The organism is Janthinobacterium sp. Bl 1, assembly GCF_058215535.1.
The window spans coordinates 2,113,916-2,132,660 of the sequence record NZ_CM177086.1 but is presented as its reverse complement, the minus strand read 5'-3'; the positions used below and the strand labels follow the sequence as shown (position 1 = coordinate 2,132,660).

At 63.8% G+C, this 18,745-nt stretch carries 16 protein-coding genes; 7 read left to right on the top strand and 9 right to left on the bottom strand.

The window, feature by feature from the left end:
- Window positions 1–132: 132 nt before the first annotated feature.
- Window positions 133–1,032: a transcriptional activator NhaR gene (nhaR, locus tag AC4BCN_RS09655; protein WP_139090894.1), complete on the top strand. Its 900-nt coding sequence runs from the start codon at window positions 133–135 to the stop codon at window positions 1,030–1,032.
- 6 nt (window positions 1,033–1,038) lie between these two features.
- Here the strand turns inward: nhaR and AC4BCN_RS09650 are convergent, their stop codons facing one another.
- A complete protein-coding gene (locus tag AC4BCN_RS09650) occupies window positions 1,039–2,049 on the bottom strand; it encodes a zinc-binding alcohol dehydrogenase family protein (protein ID WP_490493154.1) in 1,011 nt (336 codons plus the stop codon).
- Window positions 2,050–2,143: 94 nt separating this feature from the next.
- Here AC4BCN_RS09650 and AC4BCN_RS09645 point away from each other — a divergent pair, with 94 nt between their 5' ends.
- Both AC4BCN_RS09645 and AC4BCN_RS09640 read left to right on the top strand, forming a co-directional pair.
- The gene (locus AC4BCN_RS09645; RefSeq protein WP_490493153.1) at window positions 2,144–3,064 is read left to right on the top strand and encodes a LysR family transcriptional regulator; all 921 of its coding nucleotides are present in this window, start codon (window positions 2,144–2,146) and stop codon (window positions 3,062–3,064) included.
- 83 nt (window positions 3,065–3,147) lie between these two features.
- Window positions 3,148–4,488: a chloride channel protein gene (locus AC4BCN_RS09640; protein ID WP_490493152.1), complete on the top strand. Its 1,341-nt coding sequence runs from the start codon at window positions 3,148–3,150 to the stop codon at window positions 4,486–4,488.
- Here the strand turns inward: AC4BCN_RS09640 and AC4BCN_RS09635 are convergent.
- The 6 genes from AC4BCN_RS09635 to AC4BCN_RS09610 form a co-directional block, all read right to left on the bottom strand.
- Window positions 4,478–4,927, bottom strand: a complete 450-nt coding sequence (locus AC4BCN_RS09635; protein ID WP_490493151.1) for a MarR family winged helix-turn-helix transcriptional regulator — start codon at window positions 4,925–4,927, stop codon at window positions 4,478–4,480. The genes AC4BCN_RS09640 and AC4BCN_RS09635 overlap by 11 nt on opposite strands.
- A 132-nt stretch (window positions 4,928–5,059) precedes the next feature.
- Entirely contained in the window at window positions 5,060–6,193 is a 1,134-nt protein-coding gene (locus tag AC4BCN_RS09630) for a toxin-antitoxin system YwqK family antitoxin (RefSeq protein WP_338681403.1), read from the bottom strand.
- 8 nt (window positions 6,194–6,201) lie between these two features.
- A complete protein-coding gene (locus tag AC4BCN_RS09625) occupies window positions 6,202–7,317 on the bottom strand; it encodes a toxin-antitoxin system YwqK family antitoxin (RefSeq protein WP_338681401.1) in 1,116 nt (371 codons plus the stop codon).
- A 156-nt stretch (window positions 7,318–7,473) separates the two neighbouring features.
- Complete coding sequence (msbA, locus tag AC4BCN_RS09620) at window positions 7,474–9,309, bottom strand: lipid A export permease/ATP-binding protein MsbA (RefSeq protein WP_034759026.1); 1,836 nt, start codon at window positions 9,307–9,309, stop codon at window positions 7,474–7,476.
- A gap of 108 nt (window positions 9,310–9,417) precedes the next feature.
- Entirely contained in the window at window positions 9,418–9,801 is a 384-nt protein-coding gene (locus AC4BCN_RS09615; protein WP_046682396.1) for a hypothetical protein, read from the bottom strand.
- A 46-nt stretch (window positions 9,802–9,847) separates the two neighbouring features.
- Window positions 9,848–10,810 (bottom strand): Dyp-type peroxidase, encoded by a 963-nt coding sequence (locus AC4BCN_RS09610; RefSeq protein ID WP_338681400.1) that lies wholly within the window; start codon window positions 10,808–10,810, stop codon window positions 9,848–9,850.
- Between the two features lie 154 nt (window positions 10,811–10,964).
- Here AC4BCN_RS09610 and AC4BCN_RS09605 point away from each other — a divergent pair, with 154 nt between their 5' ends.
- Window positions 10,965–12,386 carry an aminotransferase-like domain-containing protein gene (locus AC4BCN_RS09605; RefSeq protein ID WP_034759030.1) on the top strand — a complete coding sequence of 474 codons (1,422 nt, stop codon included), beginning with the start codon at window positions 10,965–10,967 and terminating at the stop codon, window positions 12,384–12,386.
- Window positions 12,387–12,391: 5 nt separating this feature from the next.
- Here AC4BCN_RS09605 and moaA read toward each other — a convergent pair whose 3' ends face one another.
- Window positions 12,392–13,459 (bottom strand): GTP 3',8-cyclase MoaA, encoded by a 1,068-nt coding sequence (gene moaA, locus AC4BCN_RS09600; protein WP_051992023.1) that lies wholly within the window; start codon window positions 13,457–13,459, stop codon window positions 12,392–12,394.
- 103 nt (window positions 13,460–13,562) lie between these two features.
- The gene (locus tag AC4BCN_RS09595; protein ID WP_034759551.1) at window positions 13,563–13,847 is read right to left on the bottom strand and encodes a helix-turn-helix domain-containing protein; all 285 of its coding nucleotides are present in this window, start codon (window positions 13,845–13,847) and stop codon (window positions 13,563–13,565) included.
- A gap of 165 nt (window positions 13,848–14,012) precedes the next feature.
- On the opposite strand from AC4BCN_RS09595, the gene AC4BCN_RS09590 reads away from it, so the two are divergent.
- Genes AC4BCN_RS09590 through AC4BCN_RS09580 form a run of 3 tightly spaced genes read left to right on the top strand, consistent with a single transcriptional unit; the run spans window position 14,013 to window position 18,729 of the window.
- On the top strand, window positions 14,013–16,325 hold the full coding sequence (locus AC4BCN_RS09590) for an FdhF/YdeP family oxidoreductase (RefSeq protein WP_034759036.1): 2,313 nt from the start codon (window positions 14,013–14,015) through the stop codon (window positions 16,323–16,325).
- 13 nt (window positions 16,326–16,338) lie between these two features.
- The gene (locus AC4BCN_RS09585) at window positions 16,339–17,718 is read left to right on the top strand and encodes a cytochrome ubiquinol oxidase subunit I (protein ID WP_338681398.1); all 1,380 of its coding nucleotides are present in this window, start codon (window positions 16,339–16,341) and stop codon (window positions 17,716–17,718) included.
- Between the two features lie 30 nt (window positions 17,719–17,748).
- Window positions 17,749–18,729 carry a cytochrome d ubiquinol oxidase subunit II gene (locus AC4BCN_RS09580; RefSeq protein ID WP_034759042.1) on the top strand — a complete coding sequence of 327 codons (981 nt, stop codon included), beginning with the start codon at window positions 17,749–17,751 and terminating at the stop codon, window positions 18,727–18,729.
- Window positions 18,730–18,745: the final 16 nt, after the last annotated feature.

Sequence of the window (18,745 nt, the reverse complement as noted above, 5' to 3'; positions counted from 1 at the left end):
ATTCTGAAGTCCATGACACTCTCCTTGCATGAATTGAGCTGCCATCATAGTCCGAATATAAACATCGAACAAATCGAATATAATTTAAGAATACGTCGAAAAAATCGATGTATTAATCTGCCGGGAAAAACCATGTCGACACTCAACTTCAAGCACTTGCGCTATTTCTGGATGGTGGCCAAGACGGGCAGCATCGCGCGCGCGGCCGAGCAGCTGCACCTGACGCCGCAATCGATTTCCGGCCAGCTCAGCGAGTTTGCCGACACCCTGGGCGTGGAACTGTTCCGCCGCAGCGGGCGCCAGCTGGAATTGACGGACACGGGCCGGCGCATCCTCAGCCATGCCGAAAGCATTTTCAGCACGGGCGATGAGTTGCTGGAAATCGTGCGCGACCAGTCGCGTACGACAACGACGACCTTCCGCGTGGGCTGCGCCGATTCCGTGTCGAAACTGATCGCCTGCCGCCTCGTGGAGCCGGCGCTGGGCCTGGCCGAGCCGCTGCGCATCATTTGCCGCGAAGGCCGGCTGGCCAGCCTGCTGGCGGACCTGGCCGTGCACCGGCTCGACCTGATCATGGCGGACCGCCCCATGCCGGCCCACTTGAGCGTGCGCGGCTTTAACCATTTGCTCGGTGAAAGCGGCATGACCCTGTTCGGCACGCCAGCCCTGGCCGCCACGCTGAACGGCGACTTCCCGCAATGCCTGGACGGCGCGCCGCTGCTGCTGCCCGGCGAAGACTTCGCCATTTACGGGCGCTTGCTGCAATGGCTCGGCGACAACAACCTGCACCCGCGCATCGTCGGCGAGTTCGACGACAGCGCCATGATGAAGGCGTTTGGCCAGTCCGGCGCCGGCCTGTTTTTTGCGCCCACCGTCATCGCGCCCCAGGTGTGCGAGCAATACGCCGTGGTGGCGCTGGGCCGGGTCGACAGCCTCGTCGAGCAGGTGTATGCGATCACCACGGAACGGCGCCTGCGCCACCCGGCCACCATCGCCATCAGCCAGAGCGCGCGGCGCGAGCTGTTCGTGTAAATCCGTTCAGCCGCTGACGACGATCTTGCCCGGCTGCCCGCCCCGCTCCAGCAGCGCATGCGCGCGCCGCAAGGTGGCCGCGTTCATCGGTGACAAGCGCTGCCGCAGCGTATGGCGCAGCACGCCCTCGTCCAGCAGCCGCGCCACGCGGTTCAGGATGCGGTGCTGCTCGATCATGTCTTCGGTGGCAAACAAAGGCCGCGTAAACACCATTTCCCAGTGCAAGGAGATGCTCTTGCCCTTCAACGGCGCCGCATCGAAAACATCGTGGTCGTCGATGACGGCCAGCTTGCCGTGCGGCGCGATGAGTTCCAGCAATTCCATGAAATGCAGCGCCGTGTGCGACAGCGCCGCGATGTGGCGCACGGGCGCCACGTTCAATGCCGCCACCTGCGCCGGCAACGGTTGTGTATGGTCGATCACGTGGTGCGCGCCCATGGCCCGGCACCATTCCATGCTGTCGCCACGCGAGGCTGTGGCGATTACCGTCAAGCCCGTCAACTGGCGCGCCAGTTGCATCAGCATGGAACCAACGCCGCCCGCGCCGCCCAGCACCAGCAGGCTGCCCCGCGGCTGCTGGTCGCCGGGAACGATGGCAAAGCGTTCGAACAGCAGTTGCCACGCCGTCAGCGCCGCCAACGGCACGCTGGCCGCCTGCGCAAAATCCAGGGTCGCCGCCATGCGCCCCGCGATGCGCTCATCGACGAGGTGATATGCGGCATTTGCGCCCGCGCGGTCGAACGAACCCGCGTAATACACGGCTTGCCCCGGCGCGAACAGGGTCACTTCGCTGCCCACCGCATGCACGATGCCGGCCGCATCCCAGCCCAATGCCGTGACGCCATCGGGTACCGTCACCAGCCCCGCACGCACTTTGGTATCGAGCGGATTGATACCGACGGCGCGCACCTGCACCAGCACGTCGCGCGGGCCGGGCACGGGCATCGGGCCTTCCATGTCGAACAGGCCGCCTTGTTCATCCACACTGCTTCCTTTCTTGAAACCGATCATCTTCATTGCATGCTCCAGGTAAATCCGCATGGTAAGCAGCCACGCGAGAAAGAAAAATATGCTTCAATGCGTTTCACACCTGACCAAACTGTCATGAATCATGCAAGACATCGATAATCTCTCCGGCGTGGCTCTGTTCGTGCAATTGGCGCAGGCGGGCAGCTTTGTCGCCGCCGCGCGCCAGGCCGGCATTTCGCCATCGGCCGTCAGCAAGAGCCTGGCCCGGCTCGAGCAGCGGCTGGGCACGCGCCTGTTCCAGCGCAGCACGCGTCAGCTGAGCCTGACGGCGGAAGGCAAGCTGTTCCTCGCGCGCAGCGAACGCATCCTGGCGGAAATGCAGGCGGCGCAGGAGGAACTGGCGGGCACGCTGGCGCCGCGCGGCCGCCTGCGCCTGGGCTTGCCGGAACTGGGCAGCGTATTCCTGCCCGCGCTGGCTGATTTTTCCCAACGACACCCGGCCATCGCCCTCGACCTGGACTTTTCCGACGCGCTGGCCGATGTCGTCGGCGACGGTTTCGACGCCGTCATCCGCATCGGCGCACCGCGCGATTCGCGCCTGGCCGCCCGCAAGCTGGGCCAGTTCCGCTCCTGCCTCGTGGCCTCGTCCGCCTATCTGGCGCGCCACGGCACACCCAGCCATCCCCTTGAACTGCAACAACATGCTTGCCTGCACTACCGCTTCCGCCACAGCGGCAAGGTCGAACAGTGGCAGCTGCGCCAGCAAGCCGAGGCGCCGACGCTGGATTTGCCACTGTCCATGGTCTGCAACAACGTCGAAGCGCGGCTGCACTTCGCCCGGCAAGGCCTGGGCATCGCCTGGCTGCCCAACTTTTATGTGCGCTCCGCCATCGCTGACGGCAGCCTCATCGAAGTGCTGAGGGACTACGCGATCGCCGCCCATCCGGCCCACAGTTGCTGGCTGCTGTGGCCATCCGGGCCGCACCTGGCGCCGAAAGTACGGGCCCTCGTCGATTTCCTGGCCGAAACAGACATACTGTTGCCAGCCGCCCACGGAAGATGAGGCTCAAATACATTTGAGCAAATACATCTATATAATGGCAAGTCTTCCCGACGCCCTGCGCGCCCCTTCCTGGACTTGCCGCAATGAAGCACTTGCACGATATTCCCTCTGCCTTCAAGCATGAATTTGCCAACCCGCGCCTGTGGTGGTCGCGCGCCGTCGTCGTCGGCATGGCCGCCATCGCGGGGCTCGTCGTCGTGGGCTTTACGTGGCTGGCCGAGGAAGCGCTCGACCTGTTTCTCTTTTTTAACGGCAAGGCCTGGTGGTTCGCCCTGCTGTGGACACCGGCCTGCGCCGCCCTGCTGGTCTGGCTGACGCGCCGCTATGCGATGGGCGCGGCCGGCTCCGGCATCCCGCAAGTGATGGCGACACTGGACCCGGCCGTGGCGCCCGAGCAGCGCTCGCTGTTCGTGTCCCTGAAACTCAGTGCCGCGAAAATCGTCCTGACGGCGGGCGGCTTGCTGGGCGGATTGTCGCTGGGGCGCGAAGGGCCGTCCGTGCAGATCGCCGCGGGCGTGATGCTGGCCGCGCGCCGCTGGCTGCCCCGTCACTCGCAAGTGAGCGCCCATTCCCTGCTGGTGGCCGGCGGCGCGGCCGGCATCGCGGCTGCCTTCAACACGCCGCTGGCCGGCGTGATGTTTGCCATCGAGGAATTGTCACGCTCGCCCGAGCAGCGCAACAGCGGCCTCATCGTCGCCGGCATCGTGCTGGCCGGCATGATGGCCGTGTCGATACACGGCAACGCGACCCACTTCGGCATCATCCACCCGGGCCCCATCGGCCTGGCGCTGGCCTTGCCAGGCTTGCTCGTGACCCTGGTGGCGGGCGTGGCGGGCGGCCTGTTTGCGCGATTGCTGCTGGCGTCCGCCCGGGGCAATCCATTAGGAAAATTGTCTGCGTGGAGAAAAGGCCGGCCCGTGCTGTTCGCCGCCGTCTGCGGTGTGCTGGTGGCGACCATCGGCATCGCCAGCCACGGCGCCACGTTCGGCAGCGGTACCGTGGCCACGCGCGCCATGCTGGAAGGCTCGTCCGACGTGGCGCCCGCCTTTGTCGCCTTCAAATACGTGGCGACGTGGCTGACCGTCTGGTCGGGCGTGCCGGCCGGCATTTTCGCGCCCTCCTTGGCCATCGGCGCCGGTATCGGCCACGATATCGCCGTGCTGCTGCACTACCCGCACGCGCCAGCCCTGATCGCGCTGGGCATGGTGGGTTTCCTGGCCGCCGCCACGCAGGCGCCGCTGACGGCGTTTATCATTGTCATGGAAATGGTCGATGGCCACGGCATGGTGCTGAGCCTGATGGCCTGCGCCGTGGTGGCCAGCACGGTGTCGCGCGTGCTCAGCGAGCCGCTGTACGGCGCGCTGGCGCAGCTGCAGTTGCAGCGGCTGCCGCTGCAGCAAGCGGGCCGGGAAACTACATCGTAAACGGAAACGGCTGCATGCCCGCCTGCCTGTCATCGGGGGCGACGACGGCCAGCAAGGCGTCCAAGCCCTGGTTCAGGTGCGCCAGGCTATCGGGGTCCAGCTGGGCCAGCGCACTGGGCAGCAAACCGCGCGCCGGCTGCGGCGCGCCGGCGATCACGGCCTGGCCTTCCGCCGTCAGGGTCAAGGTGACCACGCGCTGGTCGGGCTGGTCGCGCGCCTTGCGCACATAGGATTTTTTCACCAGCGCGTCGACCAGGTTGCTGGCCGTCGTCTGGTGCAGCGACATCTTGCCGGCCAGCTCGCCCATGCGCAGGCCCGGCCGCTCCAGCAATTCCTGCATCACCCACAATTGCGCGCCCGACACGCCGCATTGCTTCTCGATCTGCGCCGAGTGCCGCTGCGCCGCGCGCATGACGACGCGCATGTTTTGCAAGGCCATGCCCTGCGCCCTGGCTATCGCCGATACTTCCGCTTCCGCCACCATTGCCTCCAGTTATCCCGCCGGCTTCGCGCCTGCTGGCGGGCCGGAATCCGTACATAATACCTGCAATGGCGGGCGTCCCCCTACTGCCTATTGACCGGCGGGCACTTGCACTCCGGCCTGCCAAGTCTTCTCCCACACCTGTTTACCCCGCTTATCCCAGCGGCGCTCGATGCCGTGCTTCTTGCCGTGCTCATACGGCACAAGCTGCAGCAGACTGCCGTCGCTCGCCCAGACTTGCAGCAAGCCATGGCGCTGGCCATCGCGCATCGGAATGACCTTGGCGCGCACGCCGTTGTCATACCATTCCGTGACATCGCCCTGCTCGCGCCCCTGTGCGTCCTGCTGCCAGGCGATCGACGGCTTGCCATTGCGGCCCCACTTCTGCATGCTCAGCAGCTTGCCCTTGCGGTACAGGGCCTTTTGCGCCAGTTGGCCATTGTCATGGCTTTCAAACGACCAGCCATCGGCTTCGCCATCCACCCAGACCTTGCGCGCGAGCACCTTGCCATCTTCGGCAAGAGTAAGGAATTCGCCATCCTGCTTGTCATTCATAAAATGACTGCGCTGGAACAGCTTGCCATCAGCGTAAAACACTTCCTGCAAGCCATGCATCTTGCCGCCTTTCAGGAAGGCGCGGCTGCTCATCCTGCCATTCGGCCCGTACGATACGTACTCGCCATCGGCCATCTGCTTGCCGTGGTAGCTGATACGGTTCATCAGTTGGCCATTTTCATGGTAATTCTCGGAGATGCTGTCGCGCCCGTTCGCCAGCACGGTCACGCGCTGCTTGACCTGCCCGTTTGCATAGAATGACGTGCTGCCCGTCAGTACATTGCCCTGGGCATCGAGCCGCTCATCGCGGGCCAGCTGTCCATTCGGGTAATACCACTTGCGCAAGTGGAGGAAGCTGGCCTGGCTCAGATCGGGGCCGGTGGCGTAGGTTTCCAGCGCCACCGTGCCCGGTGCATCGGGGAACTCCAGCAGCACATGCCAGGCGCCCAGCGCCTCGTCGCGCACGGGCGCCGTGCGCAGCGCATAAGCGGCGTGGCGCACATCGCTCGCCGCATAGTCTTCGTCCAGATAGACGCTCTTGTCCTGCGCCTGCTGTTGCCCCTGTGCCGGAGCCTGCTCCTGCGCCGCCAGCGGCACCGCCGTCATGAGCGCAGCCAGCAGCACCAGGCGCATGGTCCGTCGATATGGCTGGCCGGTCCCAATATGCATGTTAGCCACTACTTCGCCGCCACCGGCTGGCCATCCTGCCATGCCTGTTCCAGCACCAGCTTGCCGGCCTTATCCCAGTGGCGCTCGATGCCGTGCTTCTTGCCGTGTTCATACGGCACGATTTGCCGCGGGCTGCCGTCGCTGTACCAGGTTTGCAGCAAGCCGTGGCGCTGGCCTTTGACGAACGGGGTCACGCTGGCGCGCACGCCGTTGGCATGCCACTCCGTCGTATCGCCGTGGTCACGCCCCTGTGCATCTTTATGCCACGCAAAAATGGGATGGCCATTCGCTCCCCACTTTTCCAGGCTGAGCACGTTACCTTTCTGGTACAGCGTCTTGTTCGACAGTTTTCCATTGCCATGGCTTTCAAACGACCAGCCATCGGGCTGGCCGTGCACCCAGACGGTTTTGGCCAGCACCTTGCCGTCCTGCGCATACGTGACAAACTCGCCCTCGCGCTGGCCATCGACGAACTGTCCCCGTTGGAACAGCTTGCCATCGTCATAAAACGATTCCTGCACGCCATCCATCTGGCCATTGCGTTGATACGAGCGGCTGCTGACGGCCCCGTTCGCGCCATACGACACGTGCTCGCCATCGGCCATCTCGTCGCCGTGATACAAGATGCGGCTCATCAGCTGGCCATTCTCGTGATACGTTTCCGAGATGCTGTCGCGCCCGTTCGGCAGCGCCGTCACCTTCTGCTTGACCTGGCCGTTTTCAAAGTACACGCAGCCGCCGAGCAGCTCCTCGCCCTGGTCATTGAAATAGGTTTCGCGCAGCAACTGGCCATTCTCGTAGTAGGACTTGCGAAAACGCACGAACTTGACCTGGCTCAAGTCCAGGTCCGTGGTGTAGGTTTCAAAGGCCAGCACGCCCGGCGTGTCGGGAAATTCGAGGCGGATATGCCAGGCGCCCAGCGCCTCGTCGCGCACGGGCGGCGTGCGCAGCGCATACACGGCGCGGCGCTGGTTGCTTGGCATGAAATTTTCATCCAGATACATAGTCTGGTCTTCCTCCTGTAGGGTTGGCGTTGGCGCCGCCGGCGACTCCTGCGCCGCCAGCGGCAAGGCTGCGCCCAGCGCGGCGGCCAGCAGCCAGCGCATCGTTTGTTGATTTTTCATGTTGTTCCATTGTTCATGTTGCTTTGCGGCCACCATCATAAAGGCAAGCGCCCTGCGCCATGGGCACGATTGCCGCCCCATGAAAAAAGGCCGGGACGGACCTGCTGGTCCGGCTCCGGCCCGGCGGATGCGCTGGCACGCCAGACGCGCCACACCTCAGCCCACGCTATCCTTGACTGGCGACAACTGGCTCGCATGCAGGCGCGCATACGCGCCACCCTGCCGCAGCAAGTCGCCGTGGCTGCCCGATTCCACCAGGCGCCCGCCCTGCATGACGACGATGCGGTCGGCGCTTTCGATGGTGGACAAACGATGGGCGATGACGATGGTGGTGCGGTTGCGCATCAGCACTTCCAGCGCGGCCTGCACGGAACGCTCCGACTCAGTATCGAGCGCGCTGGTCGCTTCGTCCAGAAGCAAAATCGGCGCGTCCTTGTACAGGGCGCGCGCGATCGCCAGGCGCTGGCGTTGTCCGCCCGACAGGCGTGAACCGTTCTGCCCCGCCTGGGTGGCGTAGCCTTGCGGCAGTTGCATGATGAAGTCATGCGCATAGGCGGCGCGCGCCGACGCTTCGATGCGGGCCTGGTCCGGGGCCGGGTCGCCGTACGCGATATTCGCCGCCATCGTGTCGTTGAACAAAATCACATCCTGGCTGACGAGGGCAAACTGGCGCCGCAGGGCCAGCAAGGCGTAGTCTCGCACGTCGACGCCGTCGAGCAGGATCTGGCCGCCGCTGACGTCGTAGAAGCGCGGCAGCAAGCCCAGCAAGGTCGTCTTGCCGCCGCCGGAACCGCCCACCAGGGCCACCGTCTCGCCGGCGCGAATGTCGAGCGTGATATCGCTCAAGGCCGTGGGCGCATCGGGGTCGTCGCTGTTGTAGCGGAACTGCACGTTCTGCAGGGACAAATTGCCCTGCACGGCCGCCGGGGCCACTGTGCCCGGGTCCGGTTCCAGCGGCGTGTCGATCAGGCCGAACACGGACTCGGCCGCCGCCAGGCCCCGCTGCAGCGGCTCATTGATCTTCGTCAAATTCTTGATCGGCGACTGCATGGCCATCAAGGCGCCCATGAAGGCAACGAAGGCCCCTGGCGTGATGGCGCCGCTTTGCGCGCGCAGCATGGCGAAATAGATCACGGACGACAGGGTAATACCGACGAGCATCATGATGAAGCCGGAATTCATGGCCGACGTGGCCGCATGCTTGACGGCCAGCTGGCGGTTGCGCTTGACCACGTCGACGAAGCGCGCCTGCTCATAATCCTGGCCGCCGAAAATTTTCACCACGCGCTGGCCGGCGATGCTTTCGTCGAGCACGGACGTCAGCTCGCCCACGGCTTGCTGCGAACTCTTGCTCAAATGGCGCATGCGGCGTCCCGCCAAGGTCACGACGATGGCCACGATGGGCATCGACGCCATGCAGAACAGGGCCAGTTTCACGTCGATGCTGAACAGCAGGATCAAATAGCCGACGGTGGCGACGGAATCGCGCACCATCACGTTGAGCACGTTCAAGCCCGCCTGCGACACCTGACTGGCGTCGAAGGCCACGCGCGACTGCGTCAAACTGGTGGTGGTGGTGTCGAAGAAGCGGCTGGGCAGGCGCATGATGGTGGCGAACATTTTTTCGCGCAAATCGGCCTGCACCCGGCTCGATAGCCAGACGGAACCGTAATCGCCGGCAAAGCTCGACACCATGCGCAGCACGGCCAGGCCCAGGATGGTGGCGGGAATCACCCACAAGTCCACCTGCCCCGCCTGTGCCGGCAAGAAACGGTCGACCCAGCCCTGCAGCATGCCCATCACGCCGGACGCGGGCGCGACCTGCGTGCTGGCCGTCGTACGCATGGCATCGACGACGTTTTGCAACTGGCGGATTAACAACACATCGGTGGCGGACGCCACGCCCACGGCCAGCAAGGTGGCGGCAACGATGGCGCCATAGCGGCGAAACTGGCCGGCCAGGCGGAAAAACAGGAGGCGACTTTGCTGCATGCAGGTGAGAAAAGTGAGGGTAAAGCGTGATTCTAACCGCTGCCAGACTTACCTAGAGGAAAGTCGCACCTTGCCGGTGCAGAACCGGCAAGGGAACAACACGGACGATCAGCTCTTCGCCACTTTCCACGCGGCCGTGCCGGCCTTGCAGACCTTCAGCTTGAGCGTCTGTTCCTGGCCCTTGGCGCTCAAGCCCACCTGCACCTTGCGGCACGTTTGCGCATCCGTCTTTTCCGTGTCGCTGGCCGTGATTTCGGCGGCGATGCGCACGGAATTGCGCAAGCCTTCATTGCTCCATTGCACGGTTTCGCCATCTTTCTTGTCATTGAGCACGTCGGTGACGGCCTTGACGAAGACGGGCTTGTCATTCTTGTTCAGGTAAGCCATCGGCGTATCGGCCAGGAAACCCAGGCCGACGGCGGAAGCGGAAGCGCTGAAGACGACGCTGCCGAAGATCAGGGCGGACAGCAAGGTGGCGGGACGAATACGCATGAAAAACTCCTAGTAAAAGTAAAAATCGGAACCGCCGGGGCGGCCCTTAGCCGGGATCCGCCGGCGAAATACCCACGGTCAGCAAGGCATCGATGCTGGGCACGAAATAGATCGCCGACGACAGCGCCGTGGAAAAATCCAGCAGCCTGTCCGTCTTGGTGACGCCATCATAGCCTACACCGTACATTTGCCGCAGCATGCCCATGGTCACCGTGATGTCCTTGCAAAAACCGACAAACATGACACCCGCCTCGCTGGCATTGGCGTAATTGGCATTGCGGCGCACGATATCGACTTCCTCGCCATCGCGGATGAACTGATTGCGGCCCACGTGGGAATCGACGGGCAGCGGCGACAATTCATGGCTGCCTGCCTTGGTGCGGCCCCACACCTGCTCCGCCGCGTGCACGGGCAAGGCGCGCAGGCGTTCCACGTCCATGCGCCATTTCTGCAGCAGCACGGTCGAGCCGCCCGCACCCGCCTCGCCGTCCGGAATGATGGCCACGCCGTTGGCACGAAACGGATTCGGATTGGCGACGCCGTCTGCAAAGCCGTCGAAGGTCACGTTATTGTGATACGGAAAACACACCTGCTCGCTGGCCAGCTCTGCAAACGGACTCAGCAAAGTGAGCGTCGTGCGCATGCTGTCGTACAGGTTGGCCGCGTTCGACTGCGTGATCCAGACCCAGAAATCGTGCTGGGTGGCCGGCGCCGTCTTGCCGTTGGCGCCCACCAGGTCTTGCGCGAACGATGCCATGTTGTCCGGCACGCAGCCGGGGCAAGCGGCGCGCCACAGATCGGGCTTGAATCCCAGTACCACGTTGGCCGTGCCACCCGTCAACTGATGGTGGCGGTTCAGGGTGGGGTCGAGGATGCCCGTGACTTCGGATTCCCACAGCTTGCCCAGCAGCTTGAACAACTGCCGCATATCGACGCCGGCCTTCACATTGAACTGCAAATGCACTTCGTCGCGCGCGACGACAGACAGCATGCTTTGTGGGATTGCCATCAAATGTTCCTTTTTTACTTTCTGTGTGGATATTAAACCAGAACTGCCGAACGACAGTTTCATTTCGACAACATGCGGTGGCCGCAGCCATACCGCCTCCATGAATTGGACGATAATGCAATGACGTAGAGCAAGAATCAAAGAATGGATACCAATGAAATTGTATGAAAAGCTCGTCAGCGAGATCGAGCAACTGGTGGCCAAGGGCGTGCTCTTGCCCGGCGAACGCATTCCCTCCGTGCGCCAGACCAGCCAGCAGCACAAGCTGAGCATCACCACGGTGCTGCGCGCCTACGTCAAGCTGGAAAGCATGGGCGTGATCGAAAGCCGGCCCCAGTCCGGCTACTTCGTGCGCCCGCGCGCCGGCGATGTGCAGACCGCCGACCTGTGCATGCAGGCCTCCCAGCCCAGTCCCGTTCCGGCGGAAGTGCACGTCAGCCGCCTGGTGCTGTCGACATTGCGCTCGATTGGCTTGCACGATGCCATCCCGCTGGGCTCGCCCTACCCCGACCCGTCGCTGTTTCCCTGGGAACGCATCAACCAGTATGCGGGTGCCGTGGCGCGCCGCAACCGCGTGTGGAACATGACGGACGACCTGCCGCCGGGCAACCCGCAGCTGATCCGCGAAATCGCCCGCCGCTACATGGAAAACGGTCTGGCCGTCGATCCCGATGAAATCATCGTCACCGTGGGCGCCACGGAAGCGATCAACCTGTGCCTGCAAGCCGTGGCCAAGCCGGGCGACACCATCGCCGTCGAGTCGCCCACCTTCTATGCCATGCTGATGGCCGTCGAACGGCTGGGCATGAAGGTGGTGGAAGTGTCCACCGATCCGTACGACGGCATCAGCATCGAAGCGCTGGCCGACATCATGGCCCGGCAGCCGATCGCCGCCGTCATGGTGATGCCGAACTTCCAGAATCCGCTGGGCTTCCAGATGTCCGACCAGCGCAAGCGCGCCCTGGTCCAGCTGCTGGAGCAGCACGACGTGCCCGCCATCGAAAACGGCGTCTACAACGAACTGTATTACGGCGACGCCCACCCGTCCTCGCTCAAGTCGTACGACCGCAAGGGCATGGTGCTGCACTGTTCCTCGTTTTCCAAGAGCCTCAGTTCCGCGCAGCGCGTGGGCTGGGCCCTGGCCGGGCGCTACCGGGGCAAGGTGGAGGAACTCAAATTCCTCAACACCCTGGCCACGTCCTCGTTTCCGCAACTGGCGATTGCCGAATACCTGCAAAACGATGGCTACGAACAGCATCTGCGCCGCACCCGCAAGGCCTATGCCCAGCAGGCACGCATCATGGCCGCCGCCGTGCTGCGCTTCTTTCCTGCCGGGACGAAAATCTCGCATCCGCAGGGCGGCTACGTGCTGTGGGTGGAATTGCCCGGCGACATAGACTCCATGCAACTGTACCGGCGCGCGCTGGAATGCAAGATCACGGTGGGCCCGGGGCGCATGTTTTCCGTCAGCCAAGCCTACAGGCATTGTATCCGCCTCAACTACAGTTATCCGTGGAGCGTGGACGTCGAGCAAGCCATCATTTTGCTGGGCAAACTCATCACCGAATTCCTCTAGACCATTCACCCGCCCACCAGCGACATGCGCACGGTGGGATACTGCTTGCGCCCGCCAAGCTGGGCCAGCGCACCGCGCACTTCCGAATAGCGGTCGCCACGGCGCTGCCAGTGCTGGCGCAGCAGAGTTTCCAGGCCTTGCGCCGAGTCCAGCTGGGGCCGCAGGTCGAGGCCGTCCTGGGCGAACAGGCAGGTAAACAGCTTGCCATCGGACGACACGCGCACCCTGCTGCAGTCGCCGCAGAACGGCTGGGACACGCTGGAAATGAAACCCACTTCGCCTCCGCCATCACGGTAACGGTAGCGGCTGGCCGTCTCGTGCAAGACAGGCTTGCCTTCGGCCAGCGGCACGAGGGGGAATTCGGCCGCGATCAGCGCGCGCGCCGCCTCGGACGTGACGACATGCGTGCGCGACCAAGCGCCGATGCCGCCCACGTCCATGAATTCGATCAGGCGCAGGATCACGCCCGTGTGGCGGAAGCGGCGCGCCAGCGGCACGATCTGGCTGTCGTTGACGCCTTTCTGCACGACCATGTTGACCTTCACGGGGTTCAATCCCACGGCTTGTGCCACCTCTATGCCGTGCAGCACTTTCTCGACGGGAAAGTCGACGCCATTCATGCACTGGAAAATACCGTTGTCCAGACTGTCGAGACTGACGGTGACCCGGTCCAGGCCTGCATCCTTCAACGAACGCGCCTTGGCCGCCAGCAAGCTGCCATTCGTCGTCAGCGCGATGCTCACGGCGCGCCCGTCCGGCGTTGTGAAGCGCGCCAGGCGCTCGATCAGCTGCTCCAGGTTCTTGCGCAGCAGCGGCTCGCCGCCCGTGATGCGGATTTTATTCACGCCGAGGCGCACGAAGGCGCGCGCCATCGTTTCGATCTGCGCGAAGGACAGGCGCTCGCTGGAGGGAAGAAACGGATAATCGCTCGGGTACAGCTCGGCCGGCATGCAATAGGTGCAGCGGAAATTGCACTGGTCGATGACGGAAATGCGCAAGTCCGTCAGGGGGCGGCCCAGCATGTCCACGCATGGTTCACTATGGCCTGGCTGCGGATACCTGATGGTGTTCATTGTGCTTCCCCTTGATGTGCATTCGTCTGGAAGTAGCATAGGACGAAAGCAGGCACTCAAGGAGGTACAGTCCGGTGCCAGGCGATAGAGTACAGATTCGGCTTTACTCTCCTTGCGGTGGCGCGAACACGCTGGCGCACAGCTCGGTGCCCGCCGCGCTCAAGGAAGCGCTGCCGCCGCCATTCTCCCCCGTCGTCACGCTCACCAGCCCCGCGCTGGACAGGGCATTGAGCTGGCGCAGCAAGGTGCTCATCTGTATTCCTGCCCGCTTGGCCAGCTTGGCCAGTGACCACGGTTTTTCCGGCGCATCCCGCCGTGCTTCCCACAGCAGTGCCAGCAGCGCGATCAGCGCCGCGTCGATTCCCTCTTCCTTGTCTTCCTTGTGCATGTTCTTCTCCTTGTCCTCATCATAAATCACGGCCGGCGCCGGCGCGACCGGCATCCTCGTCTTGCCATCTGTACTCTGTTTTTTTAGCCGGAACTGTGCGCCTACGGGGCAGTCCGCCCCCCCTACCATGTGATTGTCCCATCGCACATCACCAGGAGAGTCATCATGAGCAAGCCAAAGTCCGACGCGCGCATCGCGCCCTACACCCATGCCGCGGCCGGTTGGGGTGCCCTCAAGTACGTGGCCATCAACCTGTTCAAGGAAAAAGTCAGCGCGGGCAATTACCGCTCGCTGTTCGAGCAAAACCAGCCAGACGGCTTCGACTGTCCCGGCTGCGCCTGGCCCGACCGCGAACACGCGTCGACGTTCGAGTTCTGCGAAAACGGCGTCAAGGCCGTGGCCGCCGAATCGACGAGCAAGCGCGTGCGCCCCGAGTTTTTCCAGGAGCACACGGTCACCGAACTGATGGAGCAGTCGGACTATGATCTGGAGCAACATGGCCGTTTGACGGACCCCATGGTGTACGACGCCGCCAGCGACAAATACCAGGCCATTTCCTGGGACGACGCGTTCGCCCTCGTGGCGCACCACCTGCACGCGCTGGACGACCCGAACCAGGCCGCCTTCTACACGTCGGGCCGTGCCAGCAACGAAGCGGCGTTCCTGTACCAGCTGTTCGTGCGCGCCTACGGCACGAACAATTTTCCCGACTGTTCCAACCTGTGCCACGAAGCGACGAGCCGCGGCTTGCCGGCAACGGTGGGCATCGGCAAGGGCACGGTGCTGCTGGACGACTTCGAGCATGCGGACACCCTGCTGCTGTTCGGCCAGAATCCGGCCACCAACCATCCGCGCATGCTGGGCGAACTGCGCGAAGCGTCGCGCCGCGGCGCCGTCATCGTGTCCATCAACCCGCTGCACGAACGGGGCCTGGAGCGCTTCACGAGCCCGCAGCACCCGCTGGAAATGCTGACGGGCGGCAGCACGAACATTTGCTCGCTGTTCATCTGCCCCACCCTGGGCGGCGACTTCGCGCTGATCAAGGCCATGGCCAAGCGCGTCGTCGAGCTCGATGACGAGGCCATCGCCCACGGCCAGGAGCGCGTGCTCGACTGCGCCTTCATCGCCGAACACACGACGGGCTTCGACGCGTTCGCGGCCGACCTGCGCACCGAAAGCTGGGATTTGCTGCTGGCCGAATCGGGCGTGGCGCGCGACAAGATAGAGGAACTTACGCAGATCTACGTGAAGGGCAAGGCCGTCATCGCCACCTGGGGCATGGGCGTGACGCAACACAAGAACTCGCTGGCCACCGTGCAAATCCTGTCGAACTTGATGATGATGCGCGGCAATATCGGCAAGCGCGGCGCGGGCCTGTGTCCCGTGCGCGGCCACTCGAACGTGCAGGGCGACCGCACCATGGGCATCGAGGAACAGCCGACCAAGGAATTCCTCGACCGCCTGGGCCTCGTCTTCAATTTCGAGCCGCCGCGCCACCACGGCTACGACGCCGTCGGCACCATCGCCGCCATGCTGGAAAAAAAAGTCAAAGTGTTTGTGGCGCTCGGTGGCAATTTCTCGATGGCCACGCCGGACACGCCACGCACGTGGGACGCGCTGCGCTCATGCGACCTGACCGTGCACATCTCCACCAAGCTCAACCGCAGCCACCTCGTACACGGCAAGGATGCGCTGATCCTGCCCACCCTGGGCCGCACGGAAATCGACGTGCAGGAAGGTGTGGCACAAGGCGTGACGGTGGAAGACTCGATGAGCATGGTGCATATCTCGTTCGGCATGAACCAGCCCGCTTCGCCCAATCTGCGTTCGGAAATCGCCATCGTGGCCGGCATGGCGCAAGCGACCATCGGCAGCGAAAAGATCGACTGGCTGCGCTATGCCGGCAACTATGCGCTGCTGCGCGATTCTATCGAACAAGTCTTCGACGACTTTTTCGACTACAACTTGCGCGTGGCCAAACCGGGCGGTTTCCACCTGAAAATCGCCTCGCGTGAACGGGTATGGAAGACGGACAGCGGCAAGGCGCAATTCCTCGTCAACGCCATCGAACTGGACACACCGATCCACCGTGCACGCCAGCAATATGGCGAGCGCCTGATGGTGCTGATGACCACGCGTTCGCACGACCAGTACAACACGACGATCTACGCCATGGACGACCGCTACCGCGGCGTGTTCGGCCAGCGCCGCGTGGTCTTCATCAACAAGGACGATCTGGCCATGCTGGGCTTTGCGGCCGGCGACTGGGTCGACCTGATCGGCGTGTGGCATGACGACATAGCCCGCCGCGCCGACCGCTTCCTGCTGGTCGAGTACGACATTCCGCGCGGCTGCATCGGCGCCTACTACCCGGAAACCAATCCGCTGGTGCCGCTCGACAGCGTGGGTGAAGGTTCGCGCACGCCGACCTTCAAATCCATCCCCGTGCTGCTGTCGCCTTCGGCCGCCCTCAGCTGATCAGGAGAACGCCATGTTCGGTTTCGATACTCTGGACCTGTCGCGCGCGCAATTTGCGATGACGGCCATCTTCCACATCCTGTGGCCCATATTGACGATCAGCCTGTCGCTGTTCCTGTTCGTTGTCGAGGCGCTGTGGCTGCGCACCAGCGACCCCGTCTACTACCGCCACGCACGCTTCTGGAGCAAGCTGCTGGTGCTGAACTTTGCCGTCGGCGTCGTCAGCGGGATTCCCCTCGAGTTCCAGTTCGGCACCAACTGGGCGCCGTTCTCGCACCACTCGGGCCAGTTCATCGGCAACATCCTCGGCTTCGAGGGCGCCATGGCCTTCATGCTGGAAGCGGGCTTCATCGGCGTCATGATGTTCGGCTGGGGCCGCGTACCGAAGGGCGTGCACTTGTTCGCCACCGGCATGGTGGCGCTGGGTTCCAGCATTTCCTCGTTCTGGATCATGGTCGCCAATTCCTGGATGCAGACGCCGGCCGGCGTGCGCGTGGTCGACGGCAAGATCGTCGTCACCGATTACGTGGCCGCCATCTTCAATCCCGACATGGCCTGGGCCGTGGGCCACATGTGGGTGGCCGCCGTGGAAACGGGCTTGTTCGTCATCGCCGGCATTTCCGCCTGGTGTATGTTCAAGCGCCGCGAACCGGCCTTCTTCGCCCGCTCGTTCAAGCTGGCGCTGATGCTGCTGCTCATCATCGCACCGTTGCAGGTCTGGCTCGGCGATTCGAGCGGCGTCGATGTCTTCAAGACCCAGCCCGCCAAGGGTGCGGCCATCGAAGGCCACTGGCACACGAACCGCGATGGTGAAGGCGCGGCCTGGTCCTTGCTGGCCTGGCCCAACCAGCTTGAACAAAAGAATGACTGGTCGATCGAAGTGCCCGGCATGCTCAGCGTGATCGCCACGCATAGCGCCACGGGCAAGATCACGGGCCTGGCCGACATCGCCCGCGAAGACCAGCCGCCCATGCTGCCGCTGCTGTACTACGCGTTTCGCGCCATGGCCGGCATCGGCATGTGGTTCGTGCTGCTGTCGTTCTGGACCTTCGTGGTCTGGCGCAAGGTGGGCGGACGGGTGGAAGAGTTCGTGCGCAACCGCAAGCTGCTGCTGGCCTGGGTGCTGACGATACCGCTGCCCTACATCGCCGTCGAGTGCGGCTGGATCGTGCGCGAAGTGGGACGCCAGCCATGGGTCGTGTACGGCCTGCTGCGCACGCGCGACGCCGTCTCCGACGTGGCGGCCCATGCCGTGGCCGGCAGCATGCTGATGTTCTTCGTGTTTTACATCGTGCTGTTCGTCACTTTCTTTGTGTTTGCCAAGAAATGGCTGCAACAAGGCCCGGACGTGGCACTGCCGCTGCCGGACGCTACTCATGCCGTGGGCTACTGAAATGCGCCGCTACCAATCAAGGAGTTTGTAATGGAGATGAATTCGCATGCCATGCTGGGCAATGCCTGGTTCGGCCTGATCGGCCTGATGCTGATCTTTTACGTCGTCACGGACGGTTTCGACCTGGGCGTGGGCATCCTCAGCCTGTTCACCCGCCGCGAACAGGAACGCAACCTGATCTTCCAGTCCATCGAGCACGTGTGGGACGCCAACGAAACCTGGCTGGTGGTGGTGGGCGGCGCCCTGTTCGGCGCCTTTCCCAGCGCTTACGCCACTTTGCTGGAACAGCTGTACATCCCCATCATGCTGCTGATCGCCAGCCTGATCATGCGCGGTGCCTCGATCGAGTTCCGCCATGCGGCCGGCAACAAGCGCCTGTGGGACCTGGTCTTTGGCGTGGGCAGCCTGCTGGCCGCCGTGGCGCAAGGCGTGGTGCTGGGCGAAATCATCACGGGTTTGCAGCCGGGCTGGCTGAGCGGCATCTTCACGGCGTGCACGGCGCTGGGCGTGGTGGCCGGCTATTGCCTGCTGGGCAGCACGTACCTGATCAAGAAGACGGGCGGCCAGCTGGAAGCGGCGGCGCGCCGCTACGCGACGGCCAGCGTGCTGGCGACTGTCGCAGCCGCCATCGTGCTGTCGGCCGGCACCATGGTCTTCAGCGCCATCGGCCACGACCGCTGGGCGCAGCCGGGCGTGTTCGGCGTGCTGCTGGCCCTGGCCGCCATCGCCGCCAGCGCTTTTATTTACATCCTGTGGGCCGTGCACGTGAACGGCGTGCGCGGCCCGTTCCGCGGCGCCATCGTGCTGTTCCTGGCCTCGTTCGCGGGCCTGGCCATCAGCTTTTTCCCCGACCTCGTACCGGGCAAGCTGAGCATCGCGGCGGCCGCCTCGGATGAGCCGACCCTGATCTTCATGCTCATCGGCATGGGTGCCATGCTGCCGATCATGATCGGCTACAACCTGTTCCAATACTACGTCTTCGAGGGCAAAGTCGTGCCCCGGAAACATTAACCGGCATCACGGCATG